A 20,898-nucleotide genomic window follows, 5' to 3' on the forward strand; every position below is an offset into this window, starting at 1 on the left:
CCGGGCGCCGCTGGCGGGCGCGCCGAGAAGAGCGCCCAGCGCACGAGGCGACGAGCGACGAAGGAGAGGCCACCGTGGCAGCGCAGCCAGCCACCGACGCCGTGAGCACCTCCGGCGAGACCGCCGCCGACGAGGCCACCCCCTGGTCGGGGCGGCGGGCCGGGGGCGGGACCCCCTCGGTGCTCCTCGACGGCGTCGTCGCCCTGGCCGCGTCCGCGGCCGGCCCCGCCCGCCTCGGGTCGGGCGGGGCTGGGGCTGGCGGTGCGAGGGCGGGCGGCGAGGCGCGGCCCGTCCGGGTCCTGGACCTGGGCGGGGGCACCGGCGGCCTCGCGGTCGAGCTGGCCAGCCGCGGCCACGACGTCGTCGTCGTCGACCCCAGCCCCGACGCCCTGGCCTCGCTCGCGCGCCGCGCCGACGAGATGGGTGTCGGCGAGCGGCTCACCGGCGTCCAGGGCGACAGCGAGGACCTCTCCGCCCACGTCCCCGACGCCAGCGTCGACGTCCTGCTCGCCCACGGCGTCCTGGAGGTCGTGGACGACCCGCGCGCCGCCCTCGCCGCCTGCCGCCGGGCGCTGCGACCGACCGGGCGCCTCAGCGTCCTCGTCGCCGGCCGGGGCGCCGCCGTGCTCTCCCGCGTCGCCTCGGGGCACCTGCGGCACGCCCGCGCCCTGCAGGTGGACCCGGCCGGACGCTGGGGGCCGGACGACCCGCTCCTGCGCCGGTTCGACGTCGACGGCGCCCGGGCCCTGCTCGGGGCGGCCGGCTTCAGCGTCCTGCGGACCCACGGCGTCGGCGTCCTGCGCGCCGTCGCCCCCCGCAGCGCCGCGGACCCCGCCGCCGCCGACGTGCTCGAGCAGATGGAGCGCAGCGCCAGCACCGATCCCACCCTGCTCGGCGTCGCCGCCGCGATCCACCTGCACGCCGCCCCCGTCTGACCCCCAGACCGCCCGCCCCCGGACCGCCCGCCCCAGACCGCCCGCCCCAGACCGCCCGCCCCAGACCGCCCGGTCTGGCGTCCCACGAGCCCGCCAGCGGCCGGTGCCACCACCACCCGTCGGCCCCGTCGTCGGAGGACCGACCCGAGGAGGCCTGCCCGTGAGCCGCTCCCAGCTGGACCGCACCCGCGGTGCCGCTCACGGCGACGCCGTGGTCGGGCCCGACGCCGACGACAGCGGCTGCACCGTCCTGCACGTCGACATGGACGCCTTCTACGCCTCCGTCTCGCTGCTGGACCACCCCGAGCTGGTGGGGACGCCCGTCGTCGTCGGGGGAGCCGGCGGGCGCGGCGTCGTCCTGTCCGCCACGTACGAGGCGCGCGCCCTCGGCGTGCACTCGGCGATGCCGATGAGCCGGGCCCGCCGGCTCGCCCCGCACGCCGTCGTCCTGCGCCCCGAGCACCGCCGCTACGCCGACGTCTCCGCCGGCGTCATGGAGGTCTTCCGGTCGGTCACCCCGGCCGTCGAGCCGCTCAGCCTCGACGAGGCCTTCCTCGACGTCAGCGGTGCGCTGCGCCGGGTCGGGCGGCCACGGGAGATCGCGGCGGAGATCCGTCGCCGGGTCGAGGACGAGCAAGGGGTCACGTGCTCGGTCGGGGTGGCGCCGACGAAGTTCGTCGCCAAGCTCGCCTCGTCCCGGTGCAAGCCCGACGGGCTGCTCGTGGTGCCGGTGGACCGCGTCGTGGACTACCTGCACCCGCTGCCGGTCTCGGCGCTGTGGGGGGTGGGGGAGAAGACCGCCGAGCACCTGGAACGCCTGGGGCTGCGGACCGTCGGGGACGTCGCCCACACCCCGCGGGCCACGCTCCTGCGGGCCCTCGGGGCTACCTCGGGCGCGCACCTCGCCGAGCTCGCGTGGGGGCGCGACCCCCGGCCCGTCGTCCCGCACGCGCGGGAGAAGAGCGTCGGCGCGGAGGAGACCTTCTCCTCCGACGTCGACGACGAGAGCGTCGTGCTGCGCGAGCTGCTGCGCCTGTCCGGCCTCGTCGCCTCCCGCCTGCGGGCGGCCGGGACGGTCGGGCGCACCGTCACCCTCAAGGTCCGCTTCGCTGACTTCGCCACCATCACCCGCTCGCGGACCCTCGACGAGGCCACCGACGTGAGCCAGGACGTCTACACGGCCGCCCGCCGGCTGTGGGAGGCGCTGCGCCTGGAGCGGGCCCGGATCCGGCTCGTCGGCGTCCGCGTCGAAGGGCTCTCGGCGGCAGCGGACGCCCACCGCCAGCTGCGCCTGGACGAGCGCGAGCACGGCTGGCGCGAGGCCGACCGGGCGACCGACCGCGCAGCGGCCCGCTTCGGCGCGAGCAGCATCACGACGGCCAGCCTCCTGCGCGGACGCCGGGGAGACCCCGGCAGCGGCGTCGACCGCTGAACCGGCCGGCCGCGCCGGCGCCGCGGACGGGCCCCCGGACGGGGCACCGGGGGTCGCCCTCGGGTCGGAGGTCGCAGACCGCCTGCGCCAGCGGGTGTCTCACCACCCCGCGGGGTGGCTGCGCCCCCTCCCGGGACTCACCGCTCCTCGGTCGGACGACATCGGCCGCCGACGTGCTAGGGGCGGCTTTCCCCGGCGCCCGGCGGGACCTATCCTTCTGGAGGACGCATCGCCCTCGCGACTGCGTCGTCCTGACCGGGGAGGTCCTGTGCCGCTGTCCGAGCACGAGCAGCGCCTGCTCTCGCAGATGGAGCAGCAGCTCCTCAACGACGACCCGAAGTTCGCCTCGGCGATGAAGGGGTCGGTCCGCCGCGGCGGCGGGTCCGCCGGTCGCCTGCTCCTCGGAGGCGCGGGCATCCTGCTGGGGCTCGTCCTCCTCGTCGTCGGCGTGGCCTACCAGCTCGTCATCGTCGGGGTCCTCGCCTTCGCGCTCATGCTCGGTGGTGCGGCGTGGGCGATCTCCAGCCCTCGTCGTCCCTCCGGCCCGGGCCCGCGCGGTGTCGTCCGCGGAGACGGCTCGACGGGGCCCCGCCCGTCCGGGAAGGGCGGACGAGGCACCAGCCGTGGGTCGTCCTCCTTCATGGAGCGCATGGAGGAGCGGTGGCAGAAGCGTCGCGACGAGGGCGGCGGTCGCTGACCCTGGCCGAGCGCCTGCCCGTCGACGACGACGGCACCGCCCGCACGGCTGGGCTTCTGCGACAGGGCTCCCGCGACAGGGCTCCCGCGACAGGGCTCCCAGGACCGGAACCCCGCGACAGGCCTGACGCCGAGGCCTGACGACTGGACCCCGTTGCCCGAGCCCCGCTGACCACCGCGCCCTCGCCACCTCGCGGGGGCTTCGTCGTACCCGTCGGAGTCGGACGCGACGAGGGCCGGGTCGTCGACGGGCGGCCACGTCGGGCTCTGCTCCGAGCGCCCGTCGCGCTCACGGCGCCTGGGTCCGACGTCGTCGTCGAGCCCTCGGTGTCAGCGACGGAGGTGGGCGAGAGGGACCCAACGGACGCGCCAGCGGCGGGGCCGGCTGACGGAGGCCGCGACGGCAGCCAGGACGCCGTCGACGTCGGCGCGCAGGTCGCCGTCTCCGGGGCCGGTGCGGCTGCCGGCAGCAGGGGCTCGACGGCCGCCGGGGCGCCGGGTCTCGGCGTCAGGTCCACGGTCACGGCCACGGTCGCGGTCAGGGCTGGCGGCGGAGGGTGGCAGGGCGACCGGTGCGTACCGCGCTGCCTCTTGGGCCGCGCGCAGGCGTGCCAGCCGGGCTCCGAGGGCGGGATCCGCTGGGGTCGCGGCCTCCAGGCCGTCCTGGGCGACGTCGGTAGGACTACCCTCACCCTGGACCTCAGGTCGAGGGTGAGTCGACACGAGCGCGGCCAGCCGAGTCTCCTCCGAGCGTGGCGTGGCCCCGGGCGACGCGGGGGCGCCCAGGTCGGCGAGCCCCCGGCGGAGGTCGTCGTCGGCGCGGTCGACGAGCGCGAGCCGGTTCCCGGCGGCGGCCTCCTGCTCGGCGCGCCGCCAGCGCCGCCGCCGCAGCGCCGCGGCCGCCCCGGCCGGGGCCAGGAGCAGTCCCGCGAGCCCGGCGACGAGGGCCAGGGGAAGGAGGACCGCGCGCAGGGGCAGGCCACCGGCGCCGTCGCCGCCGCCCTCCGGCGCTCCCGGCGCCTCGGGGGCCGGTGCGGGCTCCGGCTCCGGTGCGGGCTCCGGGACGGCCTCCTCGGCCGCCTCGGCCTCCTCGACGGCAGCGTCCGCGCGGCCCACGTCGGTCCAGGCCGGCGCCGCGCCCGTCCGCACGCCCGGGGTGGGCTCGAAGCGGACCCACCCCGTGCCGCCGACGTAGACCTCGGGCCAGGCGTGGGCGTCGCTGAAGCTGACCTCGTAGCGCCCGTCGGGCTGCCGCGTGCCCGGGAGGAAGCCGACCGAGACCCGCGCCGGCAGGTCGAGGGAGCGGGCCATGAGAGCCATGGCCGAGGCGAAGTGGACGCAGTACCCCGACCGACGCTCGAGGAAGGCGCTGACCGATCCCGTCCCCGTCCCGCCGGGCGCCTGCTCGCTGTAGGTGAAGCCGCCGGTGGAGCGGAAGAAGGCCTGCAGCCTGGCCGCCTGCTGCAGCGGCTCGCCCTCACCGGCCACCTCGGCGGCGATCTCGGCGATCTCCGGCGGCAGGTCCTCCGGCAGCGCCGTCCACGTCGATCGCACCGGGCCGGGGACGGGGCCGCCGTCCACCAGGTCCTCCTCCCGCGGCTGCAGCCGCAGCACGTCGACCTCGTAGGACTGGCCCCTGGTCGTCGTCGTCCCGGGCGCCGCGAGCAGGTCGAGCGTGCCCGGGTCCACGAGCCAGCCGTCGCCGGCGAGGTCGACGGACGTGGCCGGGTAGGGCGCCGGCAGGTACTCCTGGCGCAGCCCCACCACGCTCACCGACACCCGCTGCGGCGCCGCGGTGCCGCCCGCGAGCGCCGCGTCGACGTCGAGGCCGGGGGGCTCGGGCAGCTCGGCCCCGGCCTCGAGGGGCTCGGCGGCGGCGCCCTCCTCGCGGGGGCGCCAGGTCTGGCCGTCGAAGGCGTCGACCGAGACCAGCCGCAGGGGCTCGACCGCGTCCTCGCCCTCCAGCAGCTCGTAGGTCAGGGCGGTGGCGTCGGAGCGCTGGTCGAGGTCCTGGGCCAGGTCGAGCAGCGGGTTGACGCGCCCGTCGACGGCCTCGTCGTCCACGCCGCCGCCCGTCCCTCCCAGCGCGAGCGAGCCGGTGCTGCGCCAGGGGCCGAGGGCCGGCACGACCAGCGCCGCCGCCAGGGCGCCGACGAGGACGACCGCCACGGCCGCCCCCGCGGACCCGCCGGCCGCCCCGCCCGCCTCGCGGCGCCAGCGGGTGGCGGTACGTCCCCACCGCGTCGTCTGCCCCGGCCCGTCGGCGGCGAGGAGCAGGAGGTAGGGCAGGGCGGCGGCGGCGAAGAGGCCTGCCGGCATCCCCTCCCGCAGCAGGGCGCCGGCCGTGACCACGACGGCGAGTAGCGGCAGGCCGGCCAGCGCCGGCCGCCGCAGCGCCGCTGCGAGCACGTCGACGCACACGGCGAGCAGGGCCACCGCGCCGACGAGGAGCAGCCGCAGGCCCGGCGGGTCGGCGACCGGGGGGACGGACTCCTCGACCACCGCCCAGCCGTCGGCGAGCAGCTGGCGCGCCGCCGACACCGACGCCGGACCGGGCACCACCCCGAGCGCCGCGCCGCCGGGCAGGTGCAGCGCGGTGAGGGCGCACACGACCACGACGACCTGGGCGCCCACCCGCAGCAGCACCGAGCCGGTCACCTGCCCGACGAGCGCCCCGGCCAGGACGACCAGCGCGACGACCCCGACCGTGTCGAGGTACCACCGCGAGCCCTCGACGAGCGGCAGCAGCGGGGCGGCGGCACCGAGCACCGCGAGCCCGCCGAGCGCACCCACGGGGACGGACGTCGACCCGGAGCTCCCGGCGGGGCGTCGCCCCGGCCCGGCGCCGCCCCGCCGGGCAGGGGCCGGGGGCCGCTCCGTCGGGACGCTCACGCGGGTGTCCCGACGCCCGTGCGACCCGGGCCCGCACGTCCAGGGTCCGTGCGCCCAGGGTCCGTGCGTCCAATGTCCCTGCGCCCAGGGCCCGGACGACCAGGGCCCGCGCCCTTGGACCCGGCCCGGTCGTCGGCTCGGCCGGTGGAGGGCTGCCCGGCGGCCCCGACCGGACGTCGCGGGGTCGTCGCCGCCACCGCGCGGGCCCACGCGTCGGCCATCGCCCCCGCCTCGGGCCGTCCGGGGGCGAGGTCGGCGGCGCCCCAGCCCGCCGCCACCAGCTCGGCCAGGGCGCGGTCGGCGGGCTCGCCCCGCTCGTCGCCGCGCGTGACCACGAGCGCCACGGCGCGGGCCGGCCGGGCGCGGGCCGTGGCGGCCGCGAGGGCGCTCCCCGCGCGGGGGCCGACGACCGCGACGACCACGTCCTCCCGGCTGCGCCCCAGCAGGCGCAGCACCTCCTGCCAGCCGGGCGACCGGTCCGCGCGGTCGGCGCCCGCGCCGTCCTCCTCTCGGACCCGCGGGTCCAGCAGCGCGAGGCGCTCCAGCCGGTCGGCGCGCCCCCGCCGCCCGGCCCGCACGACGTCCTGGGGAGCGCCGGTGAGCAGGCGGACGGCGACGCCGTCCGCGGCCAGCCGCTCCGCGCCCGAGGCCGCCGCCGTGACGGCGAGCTCGAAGACGTGCCGCCCCACGGCGTCGTCGCCGTCGAGCACCTGGCCGGCGTCGAGGTCGAGCAGCACCGAGCCGCCTGCACGACGCGGCCGCTCGTCGCGGCGCACCATCAGCTCGCCCGCCCGCGCGCTGGTGCGCCAGTGCACCCGCCGACGGTCGTCACCGGGCCGGTACTCGCGCGGGACGACGTCGTCCTCCCCGGCCCCGGGGTCGGCCACCGCCGACCCTGCGGCTGCCCCCCGCACCCGCAGCCGCGGCAGCGGGTGCGTGGCCGGGACGACGAGGAGCGGGTCGGTCGCCGTCGTCGCCCGCTCCAGGGCGACCAGCCCGAGGGGGTCGCGGGCGACCAGCCGCAGCGGCCCGAGGTGGTGGCGGCCGCGGGTCTCGGCCCGCAGCGAGTAGCGCACCGACGCCGACGCGCCGGCGGCCAGGCGCGGGACGACGAAGCGGGGCGAGGCGCGCAGGCGGCGCGGGAGGACGTCCTCGGCCAGCAGCGTGCCGCTGCCGCGACCGCGCCCGTGCAGGTCCAGCCGGACGGCGACGCTCTCGCCGACCGCGACGTGCGGGGGCGAGAGGGTTCGCTCGACGAGCAGGGACGGCGGGCGCAGGCGCACCACGAGCCACCCCAGCAGCGGGAGCACGAGCAGCAGGACACCCAGGCGCAGCACGTCCCGGTGCGAGAGCCCGACGCCGAGCGCGACGACCACGGCGCCGAGGACGAGGAGGACGCCGCCGCGCGCCGTCAGCGCCCCCGGCCCGGAGCGCCACGCCAGGCCCCAGGCCCGGCGCAGCCGCCCGCGCCGGCCGGCCCCGTGCTCCCCGGTCCTCCTGCGCCGGTCCGTCCCGCCGTGACGTCCGGCGGTGGGCTCCGGGGGGAGCGAGGGCGCGCTCGTCCGCCCGGGCGCCGAGCCGTCGTCGCCCACCGCCGCGTCAGCGCGCCTCGGCGCGCAGCGGCGTCGTGGCGAGGACGTCCTCCAGGGCTGCGGCGGCGGCGCGCCCGCCCGCGGCCACGTCGACGTCGTCCCCGCTGACGAGGCGGTGGGCCAGGCAGGGCACGAGGAGTGACTGCACGTCGTCGGGCAGCACGTGCGGCCGGCCGTCGAGCAGGGCGCGGGCCCGCGCGGCGCCGAGCAGGTGCAGGGCCGCCCGCGGCGAGGCACCGAGGGCCAGGGCCGGGTGGGCCCGGGTCGCGCCGACGAGGTCGACGACGTACCGCACGAGCGCCGGCGCCGCGTGCACGCGGGACGCCAGGCCCACGAGGGCGCGCACGTCGGCGGCCGAGGCGACCGGGCGCAACCGCGCCAACGGGTCGTGCGCGGCGCCGCCGGAGCGGGCCAGCAGGACCTCGACCTCGTCCGCGGGGTCCGGGTAGCCGAGCGACAGGCGAGCGGTGAAGCGGTCTCGCTGCGCCTCGGGGAGCGGGTAGGTGCCCTCCATGTCACCGGGGTTCTGCGTGGCGACGACGAAGAAGGGGTCGGGCAGCGCGTGGCTCGTGCCGTCGACCGTGACGTGCCGCTCGGCCATGCACTCCAGCAGTGCGGACTGCGTCTTCGGCGACGCGCGGTTGATCTCGTCGGCGACGACGAGACCCGCGAAGACGGGCCCGCGCGTGAACGTGAAGTGGCGCTCCGAGGGGTCCCAGATGCTCACGCCCGTCACGTCGCTGGGCAGCAGGTCCGGCGTGAACTGGATGCGGGAGGTGGGCAGGTCGACCGCCCGCGCCAGCGCCGTCGCGAGCACCGTCTTCCCGACGCCCGGCACGTCCTCCACGAGGAGGTGGCCGCCGGCCACGAGCACGGTCACGGCGGCTTCGACCACCGCGTCCTTGCCGCGCACCACCGAGCGGACGGCGTCCGTGACGCCACCGGCGAGGCGCGCGGCGTCCTCGGCCTCGGTGGGCGAGGGCGGTGCCGGCGCGTCGCCGGGGCGGCTCGCGGCCTGCGCGGCGGGTGGCGCGCTCGTCGACGTCACCGTCGCACGGTACGTGAGGGGCCGCCGCGCCCGACCCTCGTGCTGGGACCTCTCGTTGGGTCTGCTCCCTGGGCGGCCCTCCTCGGCCTTCTCGCTGGGCCGGCCCGGAGCCGCTGCCGAGGCGACCCCTCCACTTCCCCCCACCGGCACGGGCCGCGGCGCCGTCCGCCTCCGGTCGGCCCCGCGAGAGGGCCCGGCGCGGCGGCCCGCCGGGCGCTCCGGCGGTCGTGGGGCGGCCGGGGTCGCGCTCGGGGCGGCGCGGCGGCCCGCGTGGACGTCGCGGGTGGGCGGGTCCTCCACCGCCCCCCACCGTCCACCGTGCGGCCCCTTGACGCGCTGACCTGCGGTGACGCTGTCCCGGCTGCTCCGTCCGGGTGACGGGCCGGGCCGATGGGGCGTTGACGGTGGAGGGAAGTGGAGTACGGTGGAGCACGTCGGAGCAGTTGGGGCGGCGTCGGCCTCGCCGGACCCGGGACCACCGGGGCGAGGTGGGGCAGACCAGGCCTCGGGGAGGAGCGGCCGGTGTTCCTCGGCACGCACTCCCCGCGCCTCGACGACAAGGGTCGGCTCATCCTCCCGGCGAAGTTCCGGGACGAGCTGGCCGCCGGACTGGTGGTCACGAAGGGGCAGGAACGCTGCCTCTACGTGTTCCCGGAGCGGGCGTTCGAGGAGCTGCACGAGCAGCTCCGCCGGGCGCCCGTGACGAGCAAGCAGGCCCGGGACTACGCGCGCGTCCTGCTCGCCGGGGCGTTCGACCAGGTCCCGGACCGTCAGGGGCGCATCACGGTGCCCCAGCCCCTGCGGGCCTACGCCGGCCTCGACCGCGACCTGGTCGTCATCGGCGCCGGGACCCGGCTGGAGATCTGGGACGCCGGCGCCTGGTCGACCTACCTGGAGGAGCAGGAGCCCGCCTTCTCGAGCACGGCGGAGGAGGTCGTCCCCGGCCTCTTCTGACTCTTCCGCCGACGGTCCCGCTGTCACACCTGTCACATCAGTCTCACTGGAGCGCAGCGGGTCCCGTCACCACGACGACGCGCCGCGCGCCTCCCCGCACCGCGCGGCGAGGCATCGCACGATCGCCCCGCACCGCTCAGCACCACCCCGCGCGACCCCAGCACCACCTGAGCACCACCGCACCACCGCAACACCTGCACCTCGGCGTCCGGCCCGGCCTCCAGCCGCTCCTGCCGTCCGGGACCTGGCGCACTTCCCCGGCGCCAGGCACCGGGCCGGCCGGAGCGGGTGGGGACCAGACCGTCCGGCGGGGCACCACCAGCACGGGTCCACCAGCACGGGTCCACCAGCACGGGGCACCACCAGCACGGACCAGCGGCGCGGCCGCGGAGGAGGAGGGGCGATGACCGACGAGCACGACGCCGTCCCGCCCGCCGGCGCTCCCGGGTCGGCGCGGCACGTCCCGGTGCTGCTGGAGCGGTGCGTCGAGCTGCTGGCCCCGGCGCTGCAGGAGCCGGGCTCGGTCGTCGTCGACGCGACGCTCGGCCTCGGCGGGCACGCCGAGGCCCTCCTCGCCGCGTGCCCGCAGGTGCGGCTCGTCGGGCTGGACCGCGACCCCCAGGCGCTCGCCCTCGCCCAGGCCCGCCTCGCGCCGCACGCCGACCGGGTGGACCTGCGCCGCACCGTCTTCGACGGCATCGCCGACGCCCTCGACGACCTCGGCATCGACCGGGTGCACGGGGTCCTGTTCGACCTGGGCGTCTCCTCCCTCCAGCTCGACGAGGTCGGGCGAGGCTTCTCCTACGCCCGCGACGCGCCGCTGGACATGCGGATGGACCAGGCCGGGGGCGTCAGCGCCGCAGACGTGCTCGCCACCTACCCGGCCGCCGACCTGGCCCGGGTGCTGCGCGAGTACGGCGAGGAGCGGTTCGCCCGGCGCATCGCCGACCGCGTGGTCGCCGCCCGCAGTCGTGAGCCCCTGCGGACGACGCAGCAGCTCGTCGACCTCGTCCGCGACGCCGTCCCGGCGGCCACGCGGCGGACCGGCGGGAACCCGGCCAAGCGCACCTTCCAGGCGCTGCGGGTCGAGGTCAACGGCGAGCTGGACGCCCTGCGGGCGGCGCTGCCCGCCGCGCTCGACGCCCTCGCGGTGGGCGGCCGCCTCGTCGTCATGAGCTACCAGTCGCTGGAGGACCGCATCGCCAAGCAGGTGCTCGCGGCCGGCGCGGCCAGCACGACGCCGCCCGAGCTGCCGGTCGAGCTGCCCGAGCACGCGCCCCGCCTTCGCCTGCTGACCCGCGGCGCCGAGACCGTGCCCGCGGCCGAGGCCGCCCTCAACCCGCGCGCGGCCTCGGTGCGGCTGCGGGCCGCCGAGCGCCTGCGCGAGGGCACCGTCGAGCGGGGGGTCGCGTGAGCGCCGCCCGCGCGGCCGCCGCGACGACGGGCGGCCGGCTCGTCGGCCGGTCCGGGGTGCGTGGTGCGGCCGGCCCCGGCGCGCTCGCGCGGACGGCGAGCGGCCGGGCCCCCGCCGCCCGGGCCGTGCGCCCGGGAGCCGCGGCCTCGCGCTCGGCCGCCCCGTCGCGGCGTCCGGAGCAGCGCCCCGCGGCCGAGCCGCGGGTCCGCCTCCTGCCGCCGCCCCCCTCCTCGCGCCGGCGCCTGCCCTTCGGCGTGCTCTGCGGCGTCCTGGTCCTGGCCTCGCTGCTGGCGGTGCTCTCGCTCAACATCTCCCTCTCCCACGGCGCCTACCACCTCCACGAGGTGCAGGCCCGCCAGCAGGCGGCGGCCGAGCAGCGCCAGGCCCTGACCGAGACGCTGGAGCGCACGTCCTCGCCCGAGGAGCTGGGCCGGCGCGCCGCCGGGCTGGGCATGGTCCCGGCCGGCGCGGCCGGCTTCGTGACGCTGCCCGACGGCACCGTCGTGGGCGAGCCCGTGCCCGCGCCCGAGCCCCCGCCGGCGCCGGAGGAGGCCGCGACCGACCCCGCCGACGGCCAGGCCGCCCAGGACGCCGACGAGCAGGTCACCGACGAGCAGGTCACCGACGAGCAGGCCGACGAGGAGGCCCAGCCCTGATGGCACGCGACACCCGGAGCCGGAGCACCCCGCCCGGCCCGAGCCGGTCGGGCACGTCCAGCGGCAGCAGGGCGGTCGCGCGCCCCCTGGTGCGGCCCGAGCGACGCGCCCGGCTGCTGCTGGCCGCGGTCCTCGCGCTGCTCGTCGTCTTCGCCGGACGGCTCGTCCAGGTCCAGGCGGTCGACGCGAGCGCCGTCGCCGACCGGGCCCTCGCCGACCGGATGGGCCTCACCACGCTCGTCCCCGCCCCCCGCGGGGAGATCCTCGACGCGGGGGGGCAGGTGCTCGCGACCAGCGTCGAGCGTCGTGACGTCGTCGCCGACCCGACCATCGTCGACGGCTACGTGCGCGAGGACGACGACGACGTCGTCGTGGCTCAGGGCGTCGACGGCGCCGTCACCGACCTGTCGGCGCTGCTGGGCCTGGAGCCCGACGCCGTCCGCGCCGCCCTCACGCGCGAGGGCACGCGCTGGAGCATGGTCACGCGCGGCATCACCCCCGAGCTGTGGGACCGCGTGGCCGCGCTCGGCGTCCCGGGCATCACCTCGGAGCGGCGCTGGTCGCGGGAGTACCCCGGTGGCCGGCTCGCCGGCAACCTCCTCGGGTACACCGGCTACGCCGACGGGCACGACGACGCCGGCCTGGGCGGTGTCGAGGCGGTCATGGACGAGGAGCTGCGCGGCGTCGACGGCTCCCAGCGGGTCGAGCGCGGCCGCATGGGCCAGGCCATCCCCATGGGGGAGAGCGAGCTGGTCGAGCCCGTCCCCGGCGGTGACGTGCGCCTGACGATCGACCGCGACCTGCAGTGGACGGCGCAGGAGCGCGCCACCACGGCGCGCGAGGAGGCGGGCGCCGAGTGGGTCGCCGTCGTGGCCCTCGAGGTGGGCACCGGGCACGTGCTGGCCCTCGCCGAGTCCCCCTCCGTCGACCCCAACGACTTCGCCGCCGCGCGGCCCGAGGAGCTCGGCAGCCGGGCGGTCTCGGACATCTTCGAGCCAGGCTCCACGAGCAAGGTCATCACCGCGGCCGCCGCGCTGGAGGAGGGGGTCGTCGACCCGCTCACCCCCTTCGTCGTGCCCTACCGCTGGGAGGCCTCGAACGGGCAGAGCTTCCGCGACTCCCACTACCACGACGTCGAGCACCTCACCTTCGCCGGCGTGCTGGGCACCTCGTCCAACACGGGCACCGTGATGGCGGGCGAGCTGCTCAGCCGTGAGCAGCGGCACGACTACATGGAGCGCTTCGGCTTCGGGCAGTCCACGGGCATCGAGCTGCCCGGCGAGGCGCGCGGCATCCTGGCCCAGCCGGAGGCCTGGGACGGCCGGCAGCAGTTCACCGTGCTGTTCGGGCAGGGCGTGTCGGTCAACGCCCTGCAGGCGGCCGAGGTCTTCGCGACCGTCGCCAACGACGGCGTCCGGGTGCCGCCCCGCCTCGTCGCCGCGACGGTCGACGCGGACGGCACCGAGCACCCCGCCCCGCAGGCGCCCGGCGTCCGCGCCGTGAGCGCGGAGACGGCGCAGCAGGTCTCGACCATGCTGGAGGGGGCCGTCGCCGAGGGCACGGGCGGCAACGCCGCCGTCGAGGGCTACCGCGTGGCCGGCAAGACCGGGACGGCCGAGGCGCCCGACGACCGGGGCGGCTACAGCGGCTACACGAGCTCCTTCATCGGCTACGCGCCGGCGGAGGACCCCGAGGTCGTCGTCGCCGTCATCGTCCAGCGGCCCACCAACGGCTACTTCGGCGGCCAGGTCGCCGCGCCCGTCTTCCAGGACGTCATGTCCTACGCGATGACCTCGCGGGGCGTGACGCCCTCCACCGAGCCGGCGCGCCTCTACCCGCAGGAGTGGTGAGCGCGCTCGTGCGCGGCCCGGCCCAGGAAGGGGACCGGCGGCGCGCCGGTAGCCTCGCCCGGTGCCGAGACCGACCCGGAGCTGCCTGCCCGGGGAGACCCGGCGGGAGCAGCCGGACATCTCGGTCACGGGGGTCGGCATGACCTCCCCGGGGTCGTCGTCGGTCGGACCGGTTGCCGCGCAGGGGGTCCGGCTGGTGGACCTGGTGGCCGCCCTCCCGGGGCCTCGGCTGCTCGGGCGCGCCCCCGACGGCGTCACCGTCACGGGCGCGGTGCTCGACTCCCGCGCCGCCGGTCCCGGTGACCTCTACGCGGCGCTGCCGGGGGCGCGCACCCACGGGGCGGACCACGCGGGCGGTGCGGTCGCCGCGGGCGCGGTGGCCGTCCTCACCGACCCAGGCGGCGCCCACCGCCTGGGTCCCGGGGTCGACGGCGTGCCGGTCCTCGTGGTGCCCGAGCCGCGCGCGGTGCTGGGCGACCTGGCCGCCCGCGTGCACGGCACGGGCGTGCACCGCCGCGGGCCCGGCCCGGTGCTGCTCGGGGTCACCGGCACCAACGGCAAGACGACGACGGCCTACCTCCTGGAGGGCGCGCTGGCGGCCACGGGGCGGACGACGGCGCTGGTCGGCACCGTCGAGACGCGCGTGGCGGGCGAGGTGGTCGCGAGCGTCCGCACGACGCCGGAGGCGACCGACCTGCACGCCCTGCTCGCCCGGATGGCCCGCGCCGGCGTCGACGCCGCCGCGCTGGAGGTCTCCAGCCACGCGCTGGTGCTGCACCGCGTCGACGGCCTCGTGCTCGACGTGGCCGGCTTCACCAACCTCTCCCAGGACCACCTCGACTTCCACGCCGGCATGGAGGACTACTTCGCCGCCAAGGCGAGCCTCTTCACCCCGGCCCGCGCCCGCCGCGGCGTCGTCGTCGTCGACGACGCCTGGGGCCGGCGGCTCGCCGCGACGGCGACGGTGCCCGTGGTCACCGTGAGCACGCGCCTTGACGTCGACGCCGACTGGCACGCCGTCGCCGGCGAGGCCGGCCCGGACGGCACCGACGTCGACCTGCGCGCCCGCGACGGGCGCACGTTCTCGACCCGCGCACCGCTGCCGGGCGCCTTCAACGTCGCCAACACCGCGCTCGCGGCGGTCATGCTGCTGGAGGCGGGTGCAGGGCTGGCAGGTCGAGGGCTGGGGGACCTCGACGAGGACGACGTCTCCCGCGGCCTCGCCGCGGCGGGCCAGGTGCCCGGCCGGCTGCAGCTCGTGCCCGGGCCGGCCGGCGCACCGCGCGTGCTCGTCGACTACGCCCACACCCCCGACGCGGTCGCCGCCGCCCTGGAGACGTTGCGCCCCAGCACCAGCGGGCGGCTCGTCGTCGTCCTGGGCGCCGGCGGCGACCGCGACCGCGGCAAGCGCGGTCCCATGGGCGCCGCCGCAGCCGCCTGCGCCGACGTCGTCGTCGTCACCGACGACAACCCCCGCTCGGAGGAGCCGGCGGCCGTCCGGGCGGCCGTGCTGGCCGGTGCCGTCGGCGTGCCCGGCGCCTCCGGTGCACCGGGGCCGGGGCCGGAGGGGCCGCCGCGGGTGCAGGAGGTCGGTGACCGGGCCCGGGCGATCCGGGTGGCGCTCGCCGCCGCCGGGCCCGACGGCACGGTGCTCGTGGCCGGCAAGGGTCACGAGCGGGGCCAGGAGGTCGCGGGGGTGGTGCACCCCTTCGACGACCGCGACGAGGTCCGGGCGGCGCTGGTCGAGCTGGGCGGGCCGGCCGGGAGCACGGACGAGGACCCGGGCAAGGACCCGGGCGACGACACGGACGGCGACACATGATCACCCTGACCCCCACCGCGCTCGCCGAGGTCGTGGGCGGCGCCCTGCGCACCGCCGCGACGTCGGCCGGCGACGGCCACCGCGACGTGAGCGCACCCGCCACGACCGACTCCCGCGCCGTCCAGCCCGGCGGGCTCTTCGTCGCGCGCGCCGGCGCCCACGCCGACGGGCACGACTTCGTGCCGGCCGCCGTGGCCGCCGGCGCCGCCGCGTGCCTCGTGGCGCGCGAGGTCACCGGCCCTGACGGCGCCCCCGTCGGGGTCCAGGTCGTCGTGGACGACGTCCAGGCCGCCTTCGAGGCGCTCGCCCGGTGGACCGTCGACGCCCTGCACGCCCGTGGCGCGCTCGTGGTCGGCCTCACCGGCAGCGCCGGCAAGACGACGACGAAGGACCTGCTGGCCGTCCTGCTCGCCGAGCTCGGCCCCACGACGGCGACGCCCCTGTCCTACAACGGCGAGGTCGGGCTGCCGCTGACGGTGCTCGCGGCCGACGAGGCCACGCGCTACCTCGTGCTGGAGATGGGCGCCCGCGGCGCCGGGCACATCGCCGCGCTGTGCCGGGTCGCCCCGCCCGACGTCGCCGTCGTGCTCAACGTCGGCTCCGCGCACGTCGGGGAGTTCGGCTCGGTCGACGCCGTCGAGGCGGCCAAGGGCGAGCTGCCCGCGGCCCTCGGCGAGGACGGCGTCGCCGTCCTGGACCTCGACGACGAGCGGGTCGCCCGGATGGCCGGCCGCACGCGCGCGCGGGTGCTGGGGGTGCGCGGCTCCGGCGCGCAGGCCGGCGCGGACGTCTGGGCGCACGACGTCGACCTCGACGCGAGCGGGCGGGCGACCTTCACGCTGCGCACGCGGCTCGGGGCCGACGCCCGCGCCGACGAGGCCGCCCCGCAGGAGGCGCCCGTCGCGCTGCGGCTCGTCGGCGAGCACCACGTCGCCAACGCGGTGGCCGCGGCGGCCGTGGCGCTGCAGGCCGGGCTGCCGCTGCAGCGGGTCGCGCACCTGCTCTCGACCACCGAGCCGGCGAGCCGGTACCGGATGGAGGTCACCGAGCGGGCCGACGGCGTCACGGTCGTCAACGACGCCTACAACGCCAACCCCGAGTCGGTGCGGGCCGCCCTCAAGGCGCTCGTCGCGATGCGCCGCGGGCCCGACGGGACGCCACGGCGGACCTGGGCGGTGCTGGGGGAGATGCTCGAGCTCGGGTCGGCGAGCACGCACGAGCACGACCTCGTGGGCCGGCTCGCGGTGCGCCTCAACGTCTCCCACCTCGTCGCGGTCGGCCCCGGCGCCCGCGCGGTGCACTCCGGCGCCCAGCACGAGGGCTCCTGGGGCGACGAGGCCGTCCACGTGGCCGACGCCGGCGCCGCCCTGGCCCTGCTGCGGGCCGAGCTGGCGCCCGGCGACGTCGTCCTCGTGAAGTCCTCGAACGCCGCCGGGCTGCGCGCGCTCGGCGAGCAGCTCGTCGCCGACGCCCCACCCACCGGCGGCGGGGACGCCTCGACCGCAGGTCGGCAGGAGGGCGCCGCGTGCTGACCGTCCTCGTCGCCGCGGGCGTCGCGCTCGTCCTGTCCCTGCTCGGCACGCCCGTCTTCATCCGCTGGCTGGTCCGCAAGGGCTACGGCCAGTTCATCCGCGACGACGGCCCCACGACCCACAAGACCAAGCGCGGGACCCCGACGATGGGCGGCTTCGTCATCGTCGCCGCGACCGTCCTGGCCTACCTGGCTGCGCACCTCGCGACCCTGGACCCGCCGACGGCGTCGGGGCTGCTCGTCCTGCTGCTCATGACGGGGCTCGGCGTCGTCGGCTTCCTCGACGACTACATCAAGATCTCCAAGCAGCGCAGCCTCGGCCTGCGGAGCCTGCCCAAGCTCGCCGGGCAGGTGGGCGTCGCCGTCGTCTTCGCGGTGCTGGCGCTGCAGTTCCCCAACGAGCGCTTCCGGACGCCGGCGTCGACCTCGGTCAGCTTCATCCGCGACACGGGCGTCGACCTCGCCTTCGCGGGCGCGCTGGTGGGGACGTTCCTGTTCGTCCTGTGGGCGCTGCTCATGGTGGCCGGCGCCAGCAACGGGGTGAACCTCACCGACGGCCTCGACGGCCTGGCGACGGGCGCGACGACGGCGGTGGCCGGCTCCTACGTCCTCATCGGGGTCTGGCAGTCCAACCAGAGCTGCCAGGCGGTCGCGACGGCCGGGCCCAACTGCTACGAGGTGCGCGACCCCCGCGACCTCGCCGTCGTCGCCGCGGCGCTCATGGGTGCCTGCTTCGGGTTCCTGTGGTGGAACGCCTCGCCCGCCAAGATCTTCATGGGCGACACCGGCTCGCTGGCCCTCGGCGGCGCGCTCGCCGGGCTCGCGATCCTCTCGCGCACCGAGCTGCTGCTCGTCCTGCTGGGCGGCCTCTTCGTCATCATCACGCTGTCGGTCGTCATCCAGGTCGGCAGCTTCAAGCTCACCGGGAAACGCGTGTTCCGCATGGCTCCGCTCCAGCACCACTTCGAGCTCGCCGGCTGGGCCGAGGTGACCATCGTCATCCGCTTCTGGATCGTCGCGGTGCTCTTCGCCGCGCTCGGCCTCGGGATCTTCTACGCCGAGTGGGTCGTGGGGACGGGGCTGTGACCGCGTCGCCCGACCAGCCGGTGACCCGGCGGACCGCCGGGCTGCTCGACGCGAGAGGGGAGTGGGCGGGGCTGCGCGTCGTCGTCGCCGGGCTCGGGACGTCGGGCTTCGCCGCCGCGGACGCCCTGGCCCAGCGCGGCGCGCGGGTGCTCGTGCTCGACGCGCGCGCCGGCGCCGACGAGGTCGAGAAGGCGCGGGTCCTCGACGTGCTCGACGTCCGCGTGCGGCTCGGCGACGACGCCGCGACCGCGCTCGCCGGTCGCCTGCCGGACGTCGACGGCACGGCCCCCGACCTCGTCGTCACCTCGCCCGGCTGGCGGCCGACGTCGCCGCTGCTCGTGGCGGCGACGGCGGCGGGCGTGCCCGTCTGGGGCGACGTCGAGCTGGCGTGGCGGCTGCAGGCCCCGGTCGGCAGCCCGGCGCGGGCGCCGTGGCTCGCGGTGACCGGCACCAACGGCAAGACGACGACGACGCGGATGCTCGCGGCCATGCTCGCCGCGGCAGGGCTGCGGACCGCGGCCGTCGGCAACGTCGGCGTGCCGGTGCTGCACGCCGTCGTCGACCCGCAGCCCTACGACGTCCTGGCCGTCGAGCTGTCGAGCTACCAGCTGCACTGGTCGGCGAGCATCGCGGCGCAGTCGGCCGCCGTGCTCAACCTGGCGCCGGACCACCTCGACTGGCACGGCGGCATGGGCGCGTACGCCGCCGCGAAGGGCCGCATCTACGAGGGCGTCGAGCGCGCCTGCGTCTACGACGTCGCCGACCCCGCGACGCAGGCCCTCGTGCGCGAGGCCGACGTCGTCGAGGGCGCCCGCGCCATCGGCGTCACGCTGGGCGTGCCGGGGGTCGGGATGCTCGGCGTCGTCGAGGACGTGCTCGCCGACCGTGCCTTCGTCGACGGCCGGGCGGACTCGGCCGCCGAGCTCGGCACGCTGGAGGACCTGCTCGGCGCCTCGGGCGGCACCGGCCCGGCCCCGCACGTCGTCTCCGACGCCCTGGCCGCCGCGGCGCTGGCCCGCTCCCACGGGGTGCCGCCCGCGGCGGTGCGGGCGGCGCTGCGCGGCTACCGGCCCGACGCGCACCGCATCGCGCTGGTCGGCGAGGCGGGCGGGGTCCGCTGGGTCGACGACTCGAAGGCGACGAACCCGCACGCCGCCTCGGCGTCGCTGACCGCCTACGACCCCGTCGTGTGGGTCGCGGGCGGGCTGCCGAAGGGCGCGGACTTCGACGAGCTCGTCGCCCGGCACGCCCGGCGGCTGCGCGCCGTCGTCCTGCTCGGGCTCGACCCGTCCCCGCTGCGCGGCGCGCTGGCCCGACACGCGCCCGAGGTCCCCGTCCTGGAGGTGCCCGCGACGGAGGATCACCCGGTGGGCGGGGCAGGTGGGCAGCAGGTCGGTGGGCAGCTGGAGGCTCGGCAGCTGGGCGGGCGCGCGGTGATGGACCGCGCCGTCGCCCTGGCCGGGGACGCCGCGCGTCCCGGCGACGTCGTCCTGCTGGCGCCCGCGTGCGCGTCGATGGACCAGTTCACCGACTACGGGGCCCGCGGCGACGCCTTCGCCGCCGCCGTGCGCGATCGCCTCGCCAGGCGGGGCTGAGCCGTGGCCACGCGCACGCCCAGCCCGAGCGCCGACCAGCAGGCGGACCGTCAGGCCCGCGGGGTCCCGCCGCAGCGCCGGTCGGGCGACGAGCAGGGCGGCGAGCACCGGCCGGCCGGTCGTCTCGCGCGGGCCAGGGGTTCCCTGGCGCACGCGGGGGACGTCCTCACCGGCTGGCTGGCCCGGGCCGACACCCCCGCCACGAGCTTCTACCTGCTCGCGGCGACGACCGGCGTGCTCGTCGTCCTCGGCCTCGTCATGGTGCTGTCGAGCTCCAGCGTCGAGTCGATGCAGGCGGACCGCTCGCCGTTCGCCGAGTTCACGAGCCAGCTCGGCTTCGCCGTCCTCGGCGTGCCCCTGGCCTACGCCGCCTCGCGGGTGCCCGTCGCGGCCTGGAAGGCGCTGGCGTGGCCCGCGGTCGGCCTCGCCGCGGCGCTCCTGCTCGTCGTCGTCGTCGCCGGCCAGGACGTCGGCGGCAACCAGAACTGGATCCGGGTCGGCGGCTTCTCCCTGCAGCCCGCCGAGTTCGCCAAGCTCGCCCTCGCCGTGTGGATGGCGGCGGTGCTCGTCCGCAAGGCACCCCTGCTGCGGGACTGGAAGCACGTCGCCGTCCCCGTCGTGCCGGTGGCCGGCGGGGTGCTCGGCCTCGTGCTGCTGGGCCGCGACCTCGGCACCGGCATGGTCATCATGCTCGTCATCGCGGCGGCGCTGTGGGTCGGCGGGGTGCCGATCAAGATCCTGCTCGCGCCCGCGGCGGCTCTCGTCGGCGTGGCGGCCCTGCTCGTCCTCACGAGCCAGAACCGGATGACCCGCATCGGGGACTTCCTGTCCGGCGAGTGCGACGTCCAGGCCGGCTGCTACCAGTCCGCCCACGGGCTCATGGCGCTGGCCAGCGGCGGGGTCACCGGGCTCGGGCTCGGCTCCAGCCGCGAGAAGTGGTCCTACCTGCCCGAGGCCCACAACGACTTCATCTTCTCGATCATCGGCGAGGAGCTGGGCCTGGTCGGCACGCTGCTCGTGCTGGCGCTCTTCGCCTGCCTGGCCGTCGGCTGCATGCGGGTCATCCGGCGGCACGAGGACCCCTTCGCCAAGATCGCGACGGCGGGGGTCATGGCGTGGGTGGTCGGCCAGGCGATGGTCAACATGGCCGTCGTCCTGGGGCTCGTGCCCGTCATCGGGGTGCCGTTGCCCCTCATCAGCTCTGGGGGTTCGGCGCTGGTCGCGACGCTCCTCGCGCTCGGCGTCGTCCTGTCCTTCGCCCGCACCGAGCCGGGCGCCCCCGAGCTGCTCGCGGCCCGGGCCGGCGTGGTGCGCCGCTCGCTCGTCGTCGCCTCGCCGCTCGGGCGGCGGGCGGGACGCCGGGCGGCGCGGTGAACGACGCCGCGCCCTCCGTCC

General features: G+C 77.9%; 15 protein-coding genes. 12 read left to right on the forward strand and 3 right to left on the reverse strand.

Features of this window, described 5'->3' with window-relative positions; all coding sequences use genetic code 11:
- Positions 1–74 precede the first annotated feature (74 nt).
- The 3 genes from WDV86_RS10365 to WDV86_RS10375 all read left to right on the forward strand — a co-directional run bounded on the left by WDV86_RS10365 (position 75) and on the right by WDV86_RS10375 (position 3,064).
- Positions 75–935, forward strand: a complete 861-nt coding sequence (locus WDV86_RS10365) for a class I SAM-dependent methyltransferase (protein WP_339567554.1) — start codon at positions 75–77, stop codon at positions 933–935.
- Positions 936–1,095: 160 nt separating this feature from the next.
- A complete protein-coding gene (locus WDV86_RS10370) occupies positions 1,096–2,367 on the forward strand; it encodes a DNA polymerase IV (RefSeq protein ID WP_339567555.1) in 1,272 nt (423 codons plus the stop codon).
- A 268-nt stretch (positions 2,368–2,635) separates the two neighbouring features.
- The gene (locus tag WDV86_RS10375; RefSeq protein WP_339567556.1) at positions 2,636–3,064 is read left to right on the forward strand and encodes a DUF3040 domain-containing protein; all 429 of its coding nucleotides are present in this window, start codon (positions 2,636–2,638) and stop codon (positions 3,062–3,064) included.
- A gap of 329 nt (positions 3,065–3,393) precedes the next feature.
- Here WDV86_RS10375 and WDV86_RS10380 read toward each other — a convergent pair whose 3' ends face one another.
- The 3 genes from WDV86_RS10380 to WDV86_RS10390 are packed head-to-tail and all read right to left on the reverse strand — an operon-like array spanning position 3,394 to position 8,595.
- Positions 3,394–5,955 carry a transglutaminase family protein gene (locus tag WDV86_RS10380; protein ID WP_339567557.1) on the reverse strand — a complete coding sequence of 854 codons (2,562 nt, stop codon included), beginning with the start codon at positions 5,953–5,955 and terminating at the stop codon, positions 3,394–3,396.
- Entirely contained in the window at positions 5,952–7,547 is a 1,596-nt protein-coding gene (locus tag WDV86_RS10385; RefSeq protein WP_339567558.1) for a DUF58 domain-containing protein, read from the reverse strand. Before WDV86_RS10385 ends, WDV86_RS10380 begins: the two co-directional genes overlap by 4 nt.
- A 7-nt stretch (positions 7,548–7,554) precedes the next feature.
- Complete coding sequence (locus WDV86_RS10390) at positions 7,555–8,595, reverse strand: AAA family ATPase (protein ID WP_339567559.1); 1,041 nt, start codon at positions 8,593–8,595, stop codon at positions 7,555–7,557.
- Between the two features lie 522 nt (positions 8,596–9,117).
- Here WDV86_RS10390 and mraZ point away from each other — a divergent pair.
- The 9 genes from mraZ (at position 9,118) to ftsW (ending at position 20,877) form a co-directional block, all read left to right on the forward strand.
- Entirely contained in the window at positions 9,118–9,549 is a 432-nt protein-coding gene (gene mraZ / locus WDV86_RS10395; protein WP_339567560.1) for a division/cell wall cluster transcriptional repressor MraZ, read from the forward strand.
- Between the two features lie 403 nt (positions 9,550–9,952).
- Positions 9,953–10,963 (forward strand): 16S rRNA (cytosine(1402)-N(4))-methyltransferase RsmH, encoded by a 1,011-nt coding sequence (gene rsmH / locus WDV86_RS10400; protein WP_339567561.1) that lies wholly within the window; start codon positions 9,953–9,955, stop codon positions 10,961–10,963.
- Positions 10,960–11,619, forward strand: coding sequence for a hypothetical protein (locus WDV86_RS10405; protein WP_339567562.1), 660 nt, complete (start codon positions 10,960–10,962; stop codon positions 11,617–11,619). The genes rsmH and WDV86_RS10405 overlap by 4 nt, the downstream gene beginning before the upstream one ends.
- Positions 11,619–13,469 carry a peptidoglycan D,D-transpeptidase FtsI family protein gene (locus WDV86_RS10410; RefSeq protein ID WP_339567563.1) on the forward strand — a complete coding sequence of 617 codons (1,851 nt, stop codon included), beginning with the start codon at positions 11,619–11,621 and terminating at the stop codon, positions 13,467–13,469. Before WDV86_RS10405 ends, WDV86_RS10410 begins: the two co-directional genes overlap by 1 nt.
- A 139-nt stretch (positions 13,470–13,608) precedes the next feature.
- Positions 13,609–15,291 (forward strand): UDP-N-acetylmuramoyl-L-alanyl-D-glutamate--2,6-diaminopimelate ligase, encoded by a 1,683-nt coding sequence (locus WDV86_RS10415; protein WP_445263027.1) that lies wholly within the window; start codon positions 13,609–13,611, stop codon positions 15,289–15,291.
- Complete coding sequence (locus WDV86_RS10420) at positions 15,288–16,823, forward strand: UDP-N-acetylmuramoyl-tripeptide--D-alanyl-D-alanine ligase (protein WP_339567565.1); 1,536 nt, start codon at positions 15,288–15,290, stop codon at positions 16,821–16,823. The genes WDV86_RS10415 and WDV86_RS10420 overlap by 4 nt, the downstream gene beginning before the upstream one ends.
- Entirely contained in the window at positions 16,817–17,908 is a 1,092-nt protein-coding gene (gene mraY, locus WDV86_RS10425; protein ID WP_339567566.1) for a phospho-N-acetylmuramoyl-pentapeptide-transferase, read from the forward strand. Before WDV86_RS10420 ends, mraY begins: the two co-directional genes overlap by 7 nt.
- Entirely contained in the window at positions 17,905–19,503 is a 1,599-nt protein-coding gene (gene murD / locus WDV86_RS10430) for a UDP-N-acetylmuramoyl-L-alanine--D-glutamate ligase (protein ID WP_339567567.1), read from the forward strand. The genes mraY and murD overlap by 4 nt, the downstream gene beginning before the upstream one ends.
- Before the next feature lie 3 nt (positions 19,504–19,506).
- Positions 19,507–20,877: a putative lipid II flippase FtsW gene (gene ftsW / locus WDV86_RS10435; RefSeq protein ID WP_339567568.1), complete on the forward strand. Its 1,371-nt coding sequence runs from the start codon at positions 19,507–19,509 to the stop codon at positions 20,875–20,877.
- The last annotated feature ends 21 nt before the right edge of the window (positions 20,878–20,898 follow it).

It is taken from the genome of Pseudokineococcus sp. 1T1Z-3 (assembly GCF_037482365.1).
GTDB lineage: Bacteria > Actinomycetota > Actinomycetes > Actinomycetales > Quadrisphaeraceae > Pseudokineococcus.